Genomic DNA, 14,787 nt, shown 5'->3' with positions numbered 1-14,787 from the left:
GGGCTCACTTCTCCATTTCCGCTATTTTCTGCATCATTTCCTCAAAGCTGGCCGCGTCATAGCCACGCGTTTTGGTGCCGGTCTTTGCATTCTGGCAATTCGGCGGATCGCCCACTTTCGAGCGGCAAACCTGCTTGTACTTATACGCCTGAAACCGCGGAGAGCTTTTGCAGACGTTATATTCCGTGTTCAGACAGGTATAATCTTTCTGCTTAATCTTCAGAATGCAGCAGCGGTACTCGCCCTCGGCCGCCGCCATCCCGGCCGCCCCGATGGCAAGCGCCCCCCCTAAAGCCAAAGCTTTCATTTCAAACTCCTCTCAAACAATACCCGAACGCTAACAAATCCGTCCCTTTCCTGCCAATGCACATTTTCGTTGGCTTCCGCAGCCCTTGCGCGGGCTTTCTCTTGTTTCGGCAGGCACCGCCCCGTATCTAAGGCACAAGGTTCAAACACAAAGGAAATCCCCATGCTGAAAGGGCTAGGAAACCTTGGCGACATGGCCAAGATGATGAAAACGGCCAAGGAAATGCAGGAAAAAATGGCCACGTTACAAGAGGAAATGGCCACCATGACCGTCACCGGGGAATCCGGCGCCGGGCTGGTCAAGGCCACCTGCACCCTGAAATCGGAACTGACCGCGCTGGACATCGACCCCTCGATCTTCCAACCCGACGAAAAAGAGGTAGTCGAAGATCTGATCCTGGCCGCCATCAAGGACGCGCAGTCCAAAGCCGCCGAAAAGGCGCAGGCCGAGATGGCCAAACTGACCGAAGGCCTGGGCCTGCCCGCCGACATGAAACTGCCCTTCTGATCCACGGTCCAGAATACAGCCCGCAAAGGGGCGCTCCACCGCCCCTTTCATCTTGCCCCAAATACTCAATCCCACCGATCCACAGGCCCCCGCGTGAGCAGTAACACAGACATCGACACTCTGATCGAGATGATGGCGAAATTGCCGGGGCTGGGTCCACGCTCGGCCCGGCGCGCGGTGCTGCATATGATCCGCAAACGCGGCCTGTTGCTGGCGCCTCTGGCCGATCAGATGCAGACCGTCGCCGCCACGGCCCGCGAGTGTCTGAATTGCGGAAATATCGGCACCGGGGATGTCTGTGACATCTGCGCCTCGGACGCGCGGGCCAATGGCATCTTATGCGTGGTCGAAGACGTCTCCGATCTGTGGGCAATGGAGCGCGCAGGCGTGTTCAAGGGGCGCTATCACGTTCTGGGCGGCACGCTGTCCGCGCTGGATGCCGTCGGCCCCGAAGATCTGCGCATCCCCCGCCTGGTGGACCGCGTGAAAACCGAAGGTATATCCGAGGTCATCCTGGCGCTGAACGCCACCGTCGATGGCCAGACCACCGCCCATTACATCGCGGACGAGCTAGAGGGGCTGGCCACGCTCAGTTCGCTGGCGCAGGGCGTTCCGATCGGAGGCGAGCTGGACTATCTGGACGACGGCACGATCACCGCCGCCCTGAACGCGCGCAAACGGTTTTAGATCACCACCACATCCAGCGGCGGGAACCCGTTGAACCCGACCGAGGCATAGCTGGACGTATACGCCCCGCAGGCCCGAATGATCACCCGATCCCCGGCGCGCAACCCGACAGGCAGTTGCACGGGGCGGTTTTCATACAGCACATCAGCCGAATCGCAGGACGGACCGGCCAGAATACAGGGGGCCATATCCTCGTGATCACGGTCGGTGATGAATTGATAGCGGATCGCCTCTTCCATCGTTTCCGCCAGTCCTGAAAATTTACCAATATCCAGATAGACCCAGCGGTGCAGATCGTCGGGGGATTTGCGCGACACCAGCAGTACCTCGGCAGCGATCATGCCGGCCTCGGCCACCATGCCGCGGCCAGGTTCCGCCATCACGGTTTCGGCACCGTCAAAACGTGCTTCGACCATTTCCATCACCTTGGCGGCATAGGGCTGGGCGGGCTGCACTGACTCGTCATAGCTGGCGGGGAACCCACCCCCGATATTCAGCAGCGTCAGAGGCAACCCAGAGGCGCGCGCCCGGTCCCACACCTGGGCCACGCGGTCCAGCGTTTCGGCCCACATTTCGGGGCGTTTCGTCTGGCTGCCAACGTGGAAGGACAGGCCGGCAGGCTCCAGCCCCAGATCGCGGGCATAGGCCAGCAGGCTGGGGGCCATCTCGGGCGCGCAGCCGAATTTGCGGGACAGGGGCCAGTCTGCCTCGGTCGCGCCGACCAGCAGACGAATATAGACCCGCGCACCGGGGGCGTTTTCGGCGATCTTCTCCAGCTCTTCTTCGGCATCTGCCGCGAACAGGGTGATCCCCGCCTGATAGGCAAAGGCAATGTCGCTGGGCCGTTTGATCGTGTTCCCGAACGAGACATGATCGGGATGCGCGCCCAGACCCAAGCACAGCTCGATCTCGGCGCGCGAGGCGGCATCGAAACGCGAGCCCTCGGCGATCAGCACCTCCAGCACTTCGCGCGCGGGGTTGGCCTTTACGGCATAGTGGATGTCCGCGCGGCCCAGACCGGCAGCCAAAGCGCGGTATTGCTGCGCCACGGCAAGACGATCCAGAACCAGCGTCGGCCGGTCGAACGCGGCCTCGCGGATGTAGGTTTCGATACGGTTTTGGGGTGCGTCCAGGCTCACCTGGGGCATTACGTAGGCATTCATGGCCATCTCCAATAGACCCGGCCATATATGACCGCTCACTTCCAAGGGAGACGTTACCGTCGCTACGTAAACACGGGGGCTGGCCCGGCCAGAGGCGCGTGCGTTGGCGTCTGTGAGCTGGGCATTTAGGGCCGCTTGCCCCACCAATCAAGAAAAAAATCAGCGCCGATGCAGAATTTTTGAACCCGGCCTGAATGTGTGAAAATATGATCAAAATCAGAGGGTTGCGCGCCAGAGCACGCAGACCCCACGGCCAGGTTTTATGCCATATTTTTCAATGCCATACGCGCACAGACCCAAAGCCAGATCCACAGGCAAACCGATTTCTATCAAATCAGGGCGTTCAGCACCACATGGCGGGCAATGATTGCCCCTGATGCCGCGATCCGCCATCTGCCAGAATCGAAAAGGCCCAGGGGTATTCCCTGGGCCTTGTCCTCGCGTCCCGATCCAAGGATCAGGGCTGTTCGTCATCCGTGCCGCTGGGCAGGTTAAAGAAGCTGTCCGCGTCCAGGATTTCCTCTTCTTTTTCCTCGTCCTCATCCTTCAGGCTGAACGTCTCCAGGCCTTCGATGGCGGTGGGGATTTTGGGCTCGGCGTCCATGGTCAGGCTCTGCTCGGTGGACAGCAGCTTGCGGCGCTCGTCATCGGACATGGCCTGGCCCTCGGCGGCCTTCTTGGCGGCGGCCTTCTGAACGGCGGCGTCCAGTTCGGTCTGCTTGCACAGGCCCAGAGCAACCGGATCAATCGGCTGCATGTTGGCGATGTTCCAGTGGGTGCGCTCGCGGATCGACTGAATCGTCGGCTTGGTGGTGCCCACCAGCTTGGCGATCTGGCCGTCGGTCAGCTCGGGGTGGAATTTCACCAGCCACAGGATCGAGTTCGGACGGTCCTGACGTTTCGACAGCGGGGTATAGCGCGGGCCACGGCGTTTTTCCTCGCCTTGGGCGGCGGCGTTGAACTTCAGCTTCAGCTTGTGCAGCGGGCTTTTTTCAGCGGCGGCGATTTCTTCGTCGGTCAGCTGGTTGTTGGCGACCGGATCAAATCCCTTCACACCGGGGGCCACGTCGCCATCGGCGATGCCCTGGATCTCCAGCTCGTGCATTCCGACGAAATCGGCAATCTGCTTGAAGCTGATCGTGGTGTTGTCGATCAGCCAAACGGCGGTTGCTTTCGCCATAATCGGTTTGGCCATGTCATCTCTCCTTGACGCAAATCTTCCCCGTTGCCTGAAAACAGGCGGCCCATGATCGGGCGGGTTTCCATTGTAGGGGAACTTGAGGCCTATATAGTGCCGAAAAAGACAGAAGGAAAGAGTTTATGCGATTTGCCCTGTTGGCCCTGCTGGCCGCGCTGAGCTTCGCCGCCCCTGCCCGTGCGGATGGGGAAAAATCTGGAGAGTTTGATTACTACGTCCTGGCGCTGAGCTGGTCGCCCAGTTGGTGTGCCATCGAAGGGGACGCGCGCAATTCCCCGCAATGCGACCCGCGTCACGATTACGGCTGGGTGCTGCATGGGCTGTGGCCGCAGTATCATCGCGGCTGGCCTGCGTTCTGCCGCACAACCGAACCGCACCCCACCCGCCGCATGTCCAACGAGATGGAGGACATCATGGGCAGTTCCGGCCTGGCCTGGTATCAGTGGAAAAAGCATGGCACCTGCTCGGGGCTGACGGCGGCGCAATATTACGCCCTGTCGCGCCGCGCCTATGAAAGCGTGAACCGCCCGCAGATTTTCCGCAAACTGGATCGGTCGGTGAAACTGCCCGCCTCGGTCGTGGAAGAGGCGTTTTTGAAGGCCAACCCGGACTGGGAGCCCGACATGCTGACCATCACCTGCCGCGACGGACGCATCCAAGAGGCCCGCCTGTGCCTGTCCAAAGACCTGCGCCCCGTGCCTTGCGGCCGGGACGCTGTCAAAGATTGCCGCATGAAAGACGCGCTATTCGATCCGATCAGATAGCCAGGTCTTCGGGGGATTTACCCGCCTGAACAGCCGCAACAAACCATTCGGGCCGGCGGCCTTTGCCGGTCCAGGTTTGCGCGGGGTTTTCAGGATTGGCGAATTTGGGAATCCCGGCGGGTTTCGCTTTCCGCCCGGCACTGGCCCCGGTCAGCTCTGCCAGAGAGAACCCCATTTCCTTGGCTTTGGCTTCAAGCGCGGCCAGGGCCTCTTGGCGCTGCCGTTCTTCGAAAGAGGCAATAGCCTTTGCGACTTTCTTTTCCAGCGCCTTCAAATCCGCCAAAGAAAGAGCATTCAGATCTGCGGCGGTAATTTCCAAAAGTGCGGACATAATTTTCCTCGTGTTTTCAGAGTGGTGCAATTTCTATGGAGTATCGCAATCTTACTTTCAATTCAATTCCGTGGAAATTCTGGAAATACGAACACCATAAGAAGGGTAAGTAGAGCGACACTCTACCTAAAATAGCAAACTCTGACCGCTCACATAAAAAAGGGGCCCCCGGCCCCTTTTTCACCCCAATGCTGCCGGGGCTTCACCCGCCAAAGACAGTCAGAACGATCTTGCCGATATGCCCGCTGCTTTCCATCCGGGCATGGGCCTGGCTGGCATCTGCAAGCGCAAATTCGCTGTCCATCACTGGGGCGATCTTGCCAGCATTCAGCAGCGGCCAGACGTTCTCATGCAGGCTGTCGGCGATCTTGGCCTTGGCCAGGTCGCTTTGCGGGCGCAGAGTGGACCCGGTGATCGTCAGCCTCCGCGTCATGACCTGCGCAAAGTTCATCTCGACCTTGGGGCCCTGTAGGAACGCGATCTGCACCAGCCGCCCGTCATCAGCCAGCGCCCGGATATTGCGCGGGATATACAGGCCGCCCACCATATCCAGGATCAGGTTCGCGCCGCCCTCGGATTTCATCACATCGACGAAATCTTCGTCCTTATAGATAATCGTCCGCTCGGCCCCCAGCGCGGCGCAGGCGGCGGCTTTTTCCTGATTGCCGACGGTCACGAACACCCGCGCGCCGAATTCACGGGCCAGTTGGATCGCCGTCGTGCCAATCCCGGACGAGCCGCCGTGGATCAAGAACCGCTCTCCTGCTTTTAGGCCACCGCGCTGGAACACGTTGGACCAGACGGTGAAATAGGTCTCGGGCAGGCAGGCGGCCTCTTTCAGCCCCATACCGTCCGGCACCGGCAGGCAATGCGCTGCCGGGGTGGCCACGTATTCGGCATAGCCGCCGCCGGGCAGCAGCCCGCAGACCGGATCGCCAACCGACCAGCCGCTCACGCCGGCGCCGATCGCCTCGATATGCCCCGAGGCTTCAAGCCCCGGCAGATCGCTGGCCGTGGGCGGCGGCGCATAGGCCCCGGCGCGTTGCAGCGCATCGGGGCGGTTCACACCGGCATAGGCGACCTTGATCACCACCTGGCCCGCCGCGGGCTGCGGCACCGGGCGTTCGCAGAGTTTCAGCACGTCCGGTCCACCCGGTTCGGTGATTTCCACCGCCCGCATCATCTGGGTCATTGTTGTCTCCTTAGGTTTTGCCCTGCATCTGGCCGGGCAGGTCATTGCGCGCGGCTTTGGGGGCTTTGATCGTGTTCAGAACGGCCAGAGGCCCCGCGAACAGGGGGCTCAGGGCCTTGTTTTCGCGTATGCCGGCCTTGAACTTCTCGAAACGCATAACATCGTCGATCCGCCGCTCCAAGAAATCCCATGTCGCCTGTTCACCTGGCGAATCGTCTCCCAGCCAGAACAGCACGGTTGCGCCATAGACCCCGCTCAGCGTCATGCGCTTGGTGTACCAGTTCACATCCTCCGAACTGTCCCCAAGCGTATTCCAGATCAGATCGCAGGTGTTCCAGATCAGCCGGGCCCCTTCTGGCGCGTGCTGCGGCAGGGCGAACAAAGTCGAGCCGCGCCGCACGGCCTCTTTGTCATCGGCCGCTTCGATCCGGAACCGGATCAGGGCGGCCACCTTCTGGGAATAGCGCAGGCCAGACAGGTCCGCGGCCTTATAGCGCTCGGTCATCAGCCGATCCCCGCGCTGATGATAGGCCACCGCCAGATCCACCGCACCGCGCGGACAGACCGCCCGCGCCACCGTCGGGTTAACCCCCGAATCCGCCACGGCCGCCTCAAAGGTTTCCGTGCTCCAGCCATCAAAGGCCACGTGGCTTAGCGCGGCGTCCAGCAGGGTTTCCTTCGCATCCGGTGCAGTCATGGCGGGCTCCTTTTCATGCTTGGCCACACCCTAGACAAATAGGGCAGCCTTTGCTATATGGCCACTTCCTGCAATTCCTTGCAACTCAACTTAGAAAGGTGGTGAAAACCACATGCAGGTTAGCGTTCGCGACAATAACGTCGATCAGGCCCTTCGGGCCCTGAAGAAGAAGCTACAGCGCGAAGGTGTGTTCCGCGAAATGAAGCTGAAGCAGCATTTCGAGAAACCCTCTGTCAAAAAAGCGCGTGAGAAAGCTGAAGCGATCCGCCGTGCCCGTAAACTGGCACGCAAGAAAGCACAGCGCGAAGGTCTTCTGTAAGATCTCTCTCGGTAGCTTTGGATGCTGAAGACGACCCCCGAGGTATTCCACGGGGGTTTGTCGTTTTTGGCTCAATGCCAAAAAGTACGACCCAAAATAAAACGCGCCCGGCCGGACAGCTGGGCGCGTTTTTCGTTTTGGTTTCTAATTCCAACCCCAAAGTCCGCACCGTCATCGGGAGAGGAGCGAGGAGGACAACGCCGCGCACCCCAGGGCCGGAACCAGATCAAAGGGGCCCTCTGGGAAGGCCCCTTTTCTACGCTGAACTTAGAAGAAGCCCAGTTTGTTGGGATTGTAGCTGACCAGCATGTTTTTGGTCTGCTGGTAGTGGTCCAGCATCATCTTGTGGGTCTCGCGACCGATGCCCGACTGTTTGTAACCACCAAAGGCCGCGTGGGCCGGATAGGCGTGGTAGTTGTTCACCCAGACACGGCCTGCCTCGATGCCGCGGCCAAAGCGATAGGCACGGGTGCCGTCACGCGTCCAGACACCGGCGCCCAGGCCGTACATGGTGTCATTGGCGATCTGCATGGCCTCTTCTTCGTCTTTGAAGGTGGTGACGGACACAACCGGGCCAAAGATCTCTTCCTGGAAGACACGCATCTTGTTGTGGCCTTTCAGGATGGTCGGCTGGATGTAGTAGCCGTTCGAGATGTCACCGTTAAAGCGGGCAGCGTCGCCACCGGCCAGAACCTCGGCCCCTTCTTCGACACCGATTTGCAGGTAGGACAGGATTTTTTCCTGCTGTTCCTGGCTGGCTTGGGCACCGACCATGGTGCTCATGTCGCGCGGATCGCCTTGTTTGATGGCTTTCACGCGGGCGATGCAGCGCTCGATGAACTCTTCGTAGATGTCTTCCTGGATCAGGGCGCGCGACGGGCAGGTGCAGACCTCACCCTGGTTGAAGGCGAACAGAACAAAACCTTCGACGGCTTTGTCCAGAAACGCATCGTCCTGAGCCATCACATCCGAGAAGAAGATGTTCGGCGATTTGCCGCCCAGCTCCAGCGTCACCGGGATCAGGTTTTCAGTCGCGGCCTTCATGATGATGCGGCCGGTTTCAGTGGAGCCGGTAAAGGCGATCTTGGCAATGCGCGGGCTGGTGGCCAGCGGGCCGCCAACGTCCGGGCCCATGCCGTTCACCACGTTCAGAACGCCGGCGGGCAGCAGATCTGCAATCACTTCCATCAGAACCATGATCGCGGCGGGGGTCTGCTCGGCCGGTTTCAGCACGATGCAGTTACCAGCAGCCAGGGCGGGCGCCAGTTTCCACGCGGCCATCAGAACCGAGAAGTTCCACGGGATGATCTGGCCGACGACGCCCAGCGGTTCATGGAAATGATAGGCCACGGTGTCGTGGTCGATCTCGGACATGGTGCCTTCTTGGCCGCGCAGAACGCCGGCAAAGTAGCGGAAATGGTCTGCCGACAGCGGGATGTCTGCGGCGGTGGTTTCGCGGATCGGCTTACCGTTGTCCCAGGTCTCGGCGGTGGCGATCAGCTCCAGGTTTTCTTCGATACGGTCTGCGATTTTCAGCAGGATATTCGAGCGCTCGGCCGGCGAGGTTTTGCCCCAGGCGTCTTTGGCTGCGTGTGCGGCATCCAGCGCCAGTTCCACGTCCGCCGCGTCCGAACGGGCCACTTCACAGACAACACCGCCGGTGATGGGGGTGATGTTTTCGAAGTATTTGCCGTTCACGGGCGCAACGAACTTGCCGCCGATGAAGTTGTCATAGCGCGCCTTGAAGGGCGATGCGTACTGCACGTCGCTGGCTTGAGTCATATCGTTCATTTTGGAATCTCCTCCTCAGTAGCCGGGCATACCCGGCGAATGGACAGAGGTTTCCGTGATTCCGCGCTTCAAACAGCCCCCCAAAGACGGGCGGTATGGGCGATGTGTCTCAGTACTGAGACAATTGAAACCGAAAAGCGTGGCGTCAATCCAGCCCCAGACGTTTCATCCGGCGATACAGCGTAGCGCGGCCAATCCCCAGTGCGCGCGCCGCCGCCGAGGCATTCCCCCCGGCCCGCGCCAGCGCCCGGCGCAACGCGGCGCGTTCGGCCTGCTCCAGCCCGCGGCGGTCCTGAGCCGTGCCCAGAACGTCCACCGCCGGCATCGGATTATCAAAGCTATGCCCCTGCAAACCCAGTTTGCGCCGGGCCGCGCGAGTGGCGCCGATCACCAGATCATCGCCGTCTACGGCCAGCAGGGTTGTCTCGTCCGGGCGATCCGCGCCAACATCCACGAAACGCGCCCCGGCAAAGGAAGCGTGGAAATGGGCTGTCTCAATCTGCCGCGCGGCCTGCGCCACGACACCGGCGATCAGACGGGTGTAACCCTCGGTCTGATCCGCCCGGCACGAGGACACATCCAGCGCCGCCAGCACCTCGCCCCTGGCACCGTAAATGGGCGCATCCATGCAGCTCATGGCGGTGTTGCGGCTGTGGAAATGTTCATCGCGGTGGATGATGACCTGACGGTTTTCCGCCAGACAGGTGCCAATTCCGTTGGTGCCCTCGGCCTGTTCGCTCCAGATTGCGCCGGACCACAGGCCCCAGCTTTGGAACACGGCCCTGTCGGAATCCGAGCACCTCTCTTGCAGCACCACGCCCTCGGCGTCTGTCAGCAGCACGCAGCAGCCGGTGCTGCCGACCATGCGGAACAGCTGATCAATCTGCGGGACGGCCAGTTCCAGAAAATCGCCCATTGCGTCGCGGCGTTTCAGAACCTCGGTCATCTCGACTCGTTCGGGAGCGCGCTTGTTGCGCGGATCCAGCCCATAAGTGACCGCCGAACGCCGCCACGACGCTGCCAGCCGAGACGTCGCCGCCGCACGGGGCGAATGCGCTTCCTCCAGCACTCTGTCAGCGTGATGCAACTGCGTCATGCAGGTTCCTCCGGGCTCCTCACCTGGGTGCTTAGCACGTCAGAGCCCAGAAAACAAAGGCGATCGGGCCTATACCGACCAACGTCGTACCGCGCGGGCAATGCGCTTGCCAAAGCGGCGCGCGGTTTCAATGTCGCCCTCGGATATCAGCTGTTCCTTGTCGCGCACGGTGGTGGCAGCCAGCCCCAGCCAGACGCCGCTCTGATTGATGCCGGGCTGATCGGCATCGACCGGCGCGCCGATCTGATCCTGCCCAACCCAGATCATGCCGTGCTGCATCGCAAAGGTGTTCAATTGCTGTAGCGCCACCAGCTTATCCCCGCCGGGAAAGGTGGCCACGGAGAACCCGCCCGCGATCTTATCTGCCCACAGCTGGTTCGACCAGATATCGCTGCTGGCATCCATGAAGCCTTTGAACTCGGCCGCGACGCTGCCCATGTAGGTGGGTGCGCCGAACAGGATGGCGTCGGCGGCCTCCATCGCCTGCCAGTCCATCTGGGTCATCTGCATGACGTCGATCAGCCGCGCGGCGCAGTCTTCGGTGCCCAACGCGTCCGCAATGGTCTGCGCCATCTTGCGGGTGTGCCCCCGCCCCGAGAAATAGGTTATCGCAACATTCGCCATATGCACCGATTGCCACGCCTTAGCGGGCAGATGCAAGGATCATGTCACTGGCCTTCTCGGCGATCATGATGGTGGGCGAATTGGTATTCCCCGAGGTGATCGTCGGCATAACAGAGCAATCCACAACCCGCAGCCCACCGACCCCGCGCATCCGCAGTTGCGGATCCAACGGCGCGGCCTGATCTGCGCCCATGCGCACTGTGCCCGCAGGGTGGAAAATCGTGGTGCCAATATCCCCGGCGGCCTTGGCCAGATCGGCATCGCTGTCACCGGGAATGCCCGGTTTCATCTCTTGCGGAGCATATTTGGCCATGGCGGGCTGCGCGGCGATCCGGCGCGCCAGACGGATGGAATCCGCCGCGACTTTGCGGTCGCTCTCGGTGGACAGATAATTCGGCGCGATCCGCGGTTTGGCCTTGGGATCGGGGCTGCTGATTTCGACCACCCCGCGGCTTTCGGGGCGCAGATTGCAGACGCTGGCCGTCATTGCCGGAAAATCATCCAGAGGCCGCCCGAAGGCCTCTAAGGACAGGGGTTGGACGTGGAATTCCAGATCCGGCGTTTCCAGATCGGGGCGCGATTTGGCAAAGGCCCCCAGTTGCGAGGGCGCCATCGACATGGGCCCCGTCCGTTTCAGCAGATACTCCAGCCCGATCATGGCCTTGCCCAACAGGCTGTTGGCCATGGTGTTCAGCGTCTTGCCCCCCGACAGACGCCAGGCGCAGCGCAGTTGCAAGTGATCCTGAAGGTTGGCACCAATCCCCGGCGCTTCGTGCTGCACGGCGATCCCGTGTTTTTGCAGCAGCGCGCCCGGCCCGATCCCCGACAATTGCAGGATCTGAGGCGAGCCGATGGCCCCAGCGGACAAGATCACCTCGCCGCTTGCCCGCGCGGTTTTCACCTGACCGTTCTGTTCATATTCCACACCCACGCAGCGCCCGTTCTCTAGCAGCAGGCGGCGGGTATGGGCATGGGTTTCCACCTTCAGCCCCGTACCCCGGACGGTGCGCAAGAACGCCTTGGCCGTGTTCATCCGCCAGCCATTGCGCTGGTTGACGCGGAAATATCCGACGCCTTCGTTATTGCCCTGATTGAAATCGGTGGTCTTGGGCAGGCCTTCCTGTGCGGCGGCCTCCATCCAGTCGTCCAGCACGTCCCAGTGCAGGCGCTGATTGTCCACGCGCCATTCACCGCCCGCACCGTGCATATCCGAGGCCCCGTCCACGTAATCCTCGGATTTCAGGAAATAGGGCAGCACATCGTCCCAGCCCCAGCCGGTGTTCCCCATTTGCCGCCAGCCATCGTAATCGGCCGCCTGCCCGCGCAAATACAGCATCCCATTGATCGAGGAACAACCCCCCAGCACCTTACCGCGCGGATAGAGCAACTCGCGCCCGTTCAGCCCCGGATCGGGCTCGGTTTTGAACATCCAATCGGTGCGCGGATTGTTGATGCAGTAAAGATAGCCCATCGGGATATGGACCCAGTGGTAATTGTCGCGCCCCCCGGCTTCGAGCAGCAGCACCTTTTTATCGGCATCGGCCAAGCGCTTGGCCAGAACGCAGCCCGCGCTGCCTGCCCCGACGATGATGTAATCCCACGGCATGGGCCCCTCCTCTGTTCCCTCAGAGACAGGAGTAGACCCAATTGTCAGACATTTGCAAGCCCGGATGCTAAACGGGCAGCGCCGTGGTCTTGAACACGGTGCGCAACGCAAAAGAGCTTTGCATTTGCGCCACCCCCGGCAGTCGGGTCAGATGCTGGCGGTGAATGCGCGCGAAATCCTCGGTGTTTTCGGCCACGACCTTCAGGATATAATCCGCCGTGCCCGCCATCAGATGACATTCCAGAACATCCGGAATGCGCGCCACGGCCTTTTCAAACGCGTCCAGTGTTTCATCCGCCTGGCCCTGTAGGGTGATCTCGACGAACACCGTGGTCGGCAGCTTCATTTTCCGGGCATCCAGCAGCGCCACATAGTCCCGAACATAGCCGTCTGATTCCAGCCTCTGAACCCGGCGATGACAGGCCGAGGGCGACAGATTCACCGCCTCGCTCAGGTCCGCATTGGAAATACGCCCCTTGCGTTGCAGCACTTTCAGAATACGGCGATCTGTTTCATCCAACGACATTGGCGCAAATTCCTTCGCAAGATTCCCAATTTCCGCGCAGAATATTCACAATTAGAGGCAAAGATCGACCGATTTTTCAAAACCCTTGCGGGGAATCTGCGACATTTTGATCAAAAGCTCAGGGAGAATGCAAAAATGAAAATCGGATGCCCCACCGAAATCAAACCACAAGAATTCCGCGTCGGCATGACCCCCGTCGCCACCCAAGAGGCCACCGCCAACGGCCATCAGGTGTTCATCCAGAAGGGCGCGGGGGCCGGGGCCGGCTTCTCGGATGCCGACTATGCGGCCGCCGGGGCCACGCTTCTGGACACCCCGGCCGAGATTTTCGCAACCGCCGACATGATCGTGAAGGTCAAAGAGCCCCAGGCCGTTGAGCGCAAGATGCTGCGCGAGGGGCAGCTGCTGTTCACCTATCTGCACCTGGCCCCCGACCCCGCGCAAACCCATGATCTGCTGGCCTCGGGCTGCACCGCGATCGCCTATGAAACCGTGACCGACCGCAGCGGCGGCCTGCCGCTGCTGGCCCCCATGTCCGAGGTCGCGGGCAAGCTGGCCCCGCAGGTCGGGGCGTGGACCCTGCAAAAGGCCAATGGCGGACGCGGCGTGCTGATGGGCGGCGTCCCCGGAGTGGCCCCGGCTCAGGTTGTCGTGATCGGTGGCGGCGTGGTTGGCACTCATGCTGCCCGCGTGGCCGCCGGAATGGGCGCGGATGTCACCGTTCTGGACATGTCCCTGCCCCGCCTGCGCTATCTGGACGATGCCTTTCGCGGCGAGTTCCGCACCGGCTATGCCTCGAAGGGCTACACCGCCGAGAAAGTCGCACAGGCCGACATGGTCATCGGTGCCGTGCTGATCCCCGGTGCCGCCGCGCCGAAACTGGTCAGCCGCGCTCAGCTGTCCACGATGAAACCCGGAGCCGCCATCGTGGATGTCGCCATTGATCAGGGCGGGTGCTTTGAAACGTCGAAGCCCACCACGCACGAAAACCCGATCTACGAGGTCGATGGCGTGATGCATTATTGCGTGGCCAACATGCCGGGCGCTGTTGCGCGCACCTCGACCATCGCGTTGGGGAATGCAACCATGCCCTTCCTGATGGCGCTGGCCAACAAAGGCTGGAAACAGGCCTGCGCCGACGATCCGCACCTGCTGAACGGGCTGAACGTCCATGCCGGGCAGCTGACATATGCGGCTGTGGGCGCGGCTCTGAATCTGGATTTCATCCCCGCCCAGGATGCTTTGAAAATCTGAAATCCGTTCTGTTTATGAGTGACAGAACAGATGCTGGGGCCGCCGATCCACGTCAGGCGGCGCCTTGATCCCGCACCGAGAGGTGCACCTCCGCTTGGCCCGGTGCACGGCGACACACCGTTGCACCGGGTCTTTTTGCGCAAACCCCGCCGATTGAGCCCAGCGGGGTTTGGCTTTGCAGAGGGCTTATTTCTTCAGTGCGTCGCGGATTTCCAGCAGAACGTCCAGCTCGCTGGGGCCTGCGGGGGCCTCTTCGACCGGGGCGGCCTCTTCTTTGGCGGTGGCGGCGTCTTTGATGCGGTTCACCTGGCGCACCAGCATGAACACCACGAATGCGATGATCAGGAAGTTCAGCACCGCCATTCCGAAGGCCCCATAGGCAAAGATCGAGGCCCCGGCCTCGCGCGCGGCCTCAAGGCTGGCCCCTTCGGGCACATCGCCGCCCAGCACCGCGTAGTTGTTGGTGAAATCCACCCCGCCGGTAAACAGACCGATGATCGGGTTGATCAGATCGGCCACCATGGATTTAACGATCGCCGTAAAGGCCGCGCCGACGATGATCCCGACAGCCATGTCCATCACATTGCCCTTGGCAATGAAGTCTTTGAATTCCTGTAGCATTAGTCCCATTCCCTTAGTCGTTTTATGCACACTGCGGGCACTTTTTGCGCGTTTCCCCACAGTCAGTACTGGGATTTTCCACATAAACCGGCCTTTTGCATTGG

At 61.2% G+C, this 14,787-nt stretch carries 17 protein-coding genes; 5 read left to right on the top strand and 12 right to left on the bottom strand.

Annotation, left to right across the window (positions count from 1 at the left end; all coding sequences use genetic code 11):
* Nucleotides 1-4: 4 nt before the first annotated feature.
* Entirely contained in the window at nucleotides 5-307 is a 303-nt protein-coding gene (locus ACP15O_RS11045; RefSeq protein ID WP_425096154.1) for a hypothetical protein, read from the bottom strand.
* A gap of 162 nt (nucleotides 308-469) precedes the next feature.
* On the opposite strand from ACP15O_RS11045, the gene ACP15O_RS11040 reads away from it, so the two are divergent.
* Nucleotides 470-814 (top strand): YbaB/EbfC family nucleoid-associated protein, encoded by a 345-nt coding sequence (locus ACP15O_RS11040; RefSeq protein WP_425096153.1) that lies wholly within the window; start codon nucleotides 470-472, stop codon nucleotides 812-814.
* Between the two features lie 93 nt (nucleotides 815-907).
* Entirely contained in the window at nucleotides 908-1,501 is a 594-nt protein-coding gene (gene recR, locus ACP15O_RS11035) for a recombination mediator RecR (RefSeq protein WP_425096152.1), read from the top strand.
* Here recR and ACP15O_RS11030 read toward each other — a convergent pair.
* Together ACP15O_RS11030 and ACP15O_RS11025 are read right to left on the bottom strand one after the other, a co-directional pair.
* A complete protein-coding gene (locus ACP15O_RS11030) occupies nucleotides 1,498-2,664 on the bottom strand; it encodes a type III PLP-dependent enzyme (RefSeq protein WP_425096151.1) in 1,167 nt (388 codons plus the stop codon). The two genes, recR and ACP15O_RS11030, sit on opposite strands and share 4 nt — an antisense overlap.
* Before the next feature lie 457 nt (nucleotides 2,665-3,121).
* Complete coding sequence (locus ACP15O_RS11025) at nucleotides 3,122-3,859, bottom strand: DUF1013 domain-containing protein (protein WP_425096149.1); 738 nt, start codon at nucleotides 3,857-3,859, stop codon at nucleotides 3,122-3,124.
* Nucleotides 3,860-3,984: 125 nt separating this feature from the next.
* Between ACP15O_RS11025 and ACP15O_RS11020 the strand changes: the two genes are divergently transcribed.
* Nucleotides 3,985-4,626 carry a ribonuclease T2 family protein gene (locus ACP15O_RS11020; protein WP_425096148.1) on the top strand — a complete coding sequence of 214 codons (642 nt, stop codon included), beginning with the start codon at nucleotides 3,985-3,987 and terminating at the stop codon, nucleotides 4,624-4,626.
* Here the strand turns inward: ACP15O_RS11020 and ACP15O_RS11015 are convergent.
* The 3 genes from ACP15O_RS11015 to ACP15O_RS11005 form a co-directional block, all read right to left on the bottom strand.
* Nucleotides 4,619-4,957: an H-NS histone family protein gene (locus ACP15O_RS11015; protein ID WP_425096147.1), complete on the bottom strand. Its 339-nt coding sequence runs from the start codon at nucleotides 4,955-4,957 to the stop codon at nucleotides 4,619-4,621. The two genes, ACP15O_RS11020 and ACP15O_RS11015, sit on opposite strands and share 8 nt — an antisense overlap.
* 202 nt (nucleotides 4,958-5,159) lie before the next feature.
* A complete protein-coding gene (locus ACP15O_RS11010) occupies nucleotides 5,160-6,149 on the bottom strand; it encodes an NAD(P)H-quinone oxidoreductase (protein ID WP_425096146.1) in 990 nt (329 codons plus the stop codon).
* 10 nt (nucleotides 6,150-6,159) lie between these two features.
* A complete protein-coding gene (locus ACP15O_RS11005; RefSeq protein WP_425096145.1) occupies nucleotides 6,160-6,846 on the bottom strand; it encodes a COQ9 family protein in 687 nt (228 codons plus the stop codon).
* A gap of 112 nt (nucleotides 6,847-6,958) precedes the next feature.
* Here ACP15O_RS11005 and rpsU point away from each other — a divergent pair, with 112 nt between their 5' ends.
* Nucleotides 6,959-7,165, top strand: a complete 207-nt coding sequence (rpsU, locus tag ACP15O_RS11000; protein ID WP_009806335.1) for a 30S ribosomal protein S21 — start codon at nucleotides 6,959-6,961, stop codon at nucleotides 7,163-7,165.
* 267 nt (nucleotides 7,166-7,432) lie between these two features.
* Here the strand turns inward: rpsU and adh are convergent, their stop codons facing one another.
* The 5 genes from adh to ACP15O_RS10975 all read right to left on the bottom strand — a co-directional run bounded on the left by adh (nucleotide 7,433) and on the right by ACP15O_RS10975 (nucleotide 12,808).
* Nucleotides 7,433-8,956 carry an aldehyde dehydrogenase gene (adh, locus tag ACP15O_RS10995; RefSeq protein WP_425096144.1) on the bottom strand — a complete coding sequence of 508 codons (1,524 nt, stop codon included), beginning with the start codon at nucleotides 8,954-8,956 and terminating at the stop codon, nucleotides 7,433-7,435.
* A gap of 145 nt (nucleotides 8,957-9,101) precedes the next feature.
* Complete coding sequence (locus ACP15O_RS10990; RefSeq protein WP_425096143.1) at nucleotides 9,102-10,052, bottom strand: GAF domain-containing protein; 951 nt, start codon at nucleotides 10,050-10,052, stop codon at nucleotides 9,102-9,104.
* Between the two features lie 69 nt (nucleotides 10,053-10,121).
* Nucleotides 10,122-10,712: a flavodoxin family protein gene (locus ACP15O_RS10985; RefSeq protein WP_425096142.1), complete on the bottom strand. Its 591-nt coding sequence runs from the start codon at nucleotides 10,710-10,712 to the stop codon at nucleotides 10,122-10,124.
* Nucleotides 10,696-12,282 carry a GMC family oxidoreductase gene (locus ACP15O_RS10980; RefSeq protein WP_425096141.1) on the bottom strand — a complete coding sequence of 529 codons (1,587 nt, stop codon included), beginning with the start codon at nucleotides 12,280-12,282 and terminating at the stop codon, nucleotides 10,696-10,698. The genes ACP15O_RS10985 and ACP15O_RS10980 overlap by 17 nt, the downstream gene beginning before the upstream one ends.
* Nucleotides 12,283-12,349: 67 nt before the next feature.
* Nucleotides 12,350-12,808: an Lrp/AsnC family transcriptional regulator gene (locus tag ACP15O_RS10975; RefSeq protein ID WP_425096140.1), complete on the bottom strand. Its 459-nt coding sequence runs from the start codon at nucleotides 12,806-12,808 to the stop codon at nucleotides 12,350-12,352.
* Between the two features lie 135 nt (nucleotides 12,809-12,943).
* Here ACP15O_RS10975 and ald point away from each other — a divergent pair, with 135 nt between their 5' ends.
* Nucleotides 12,944-14,062, top strand: a complete 1,119-nt coding sequence (gene ald / locus ACP15O_RS10970) for an alanine dehydrogenase (RefSeq protein ID WP_425096139.1) — start codon at nucleotides 12,944-12,946, stop codon at nucleotides 14,060-14,062.
* Between the two features lie 186 nt (nucleotides 14,063-14,248).
* Here ald and mscL read toward each other — a convergent pair whose 3' ends face one another.
* A complete protein-coding gene (gene mscL / locus ACP15O_RS10965) occupies nucleotides 14,249-14,683 on the bottom strand; it encodes a large conductance mechanosensitive channel protein MscL (RefSeq protein WP_425096290.1) in 435 nt (144 codons plus the stop codon).
* Nucleotides 14,684-14,787: the final 104 nt, after the last annotated feature.

The organism is Youngimonas ophiurae (nom. illeg.), assembly GCF_049803795.1.
Taxonomy (GTDB): Bacteria; Pseudomonadota; Alphaproteobacteria; order Rhodobacterales; family Rhodobacteraceae; genus Thalassobius.
Note: the sequence above shows the minus strand (reverse complement) of the source record. Positions and strands in the feature narration are given on the sequence as shown.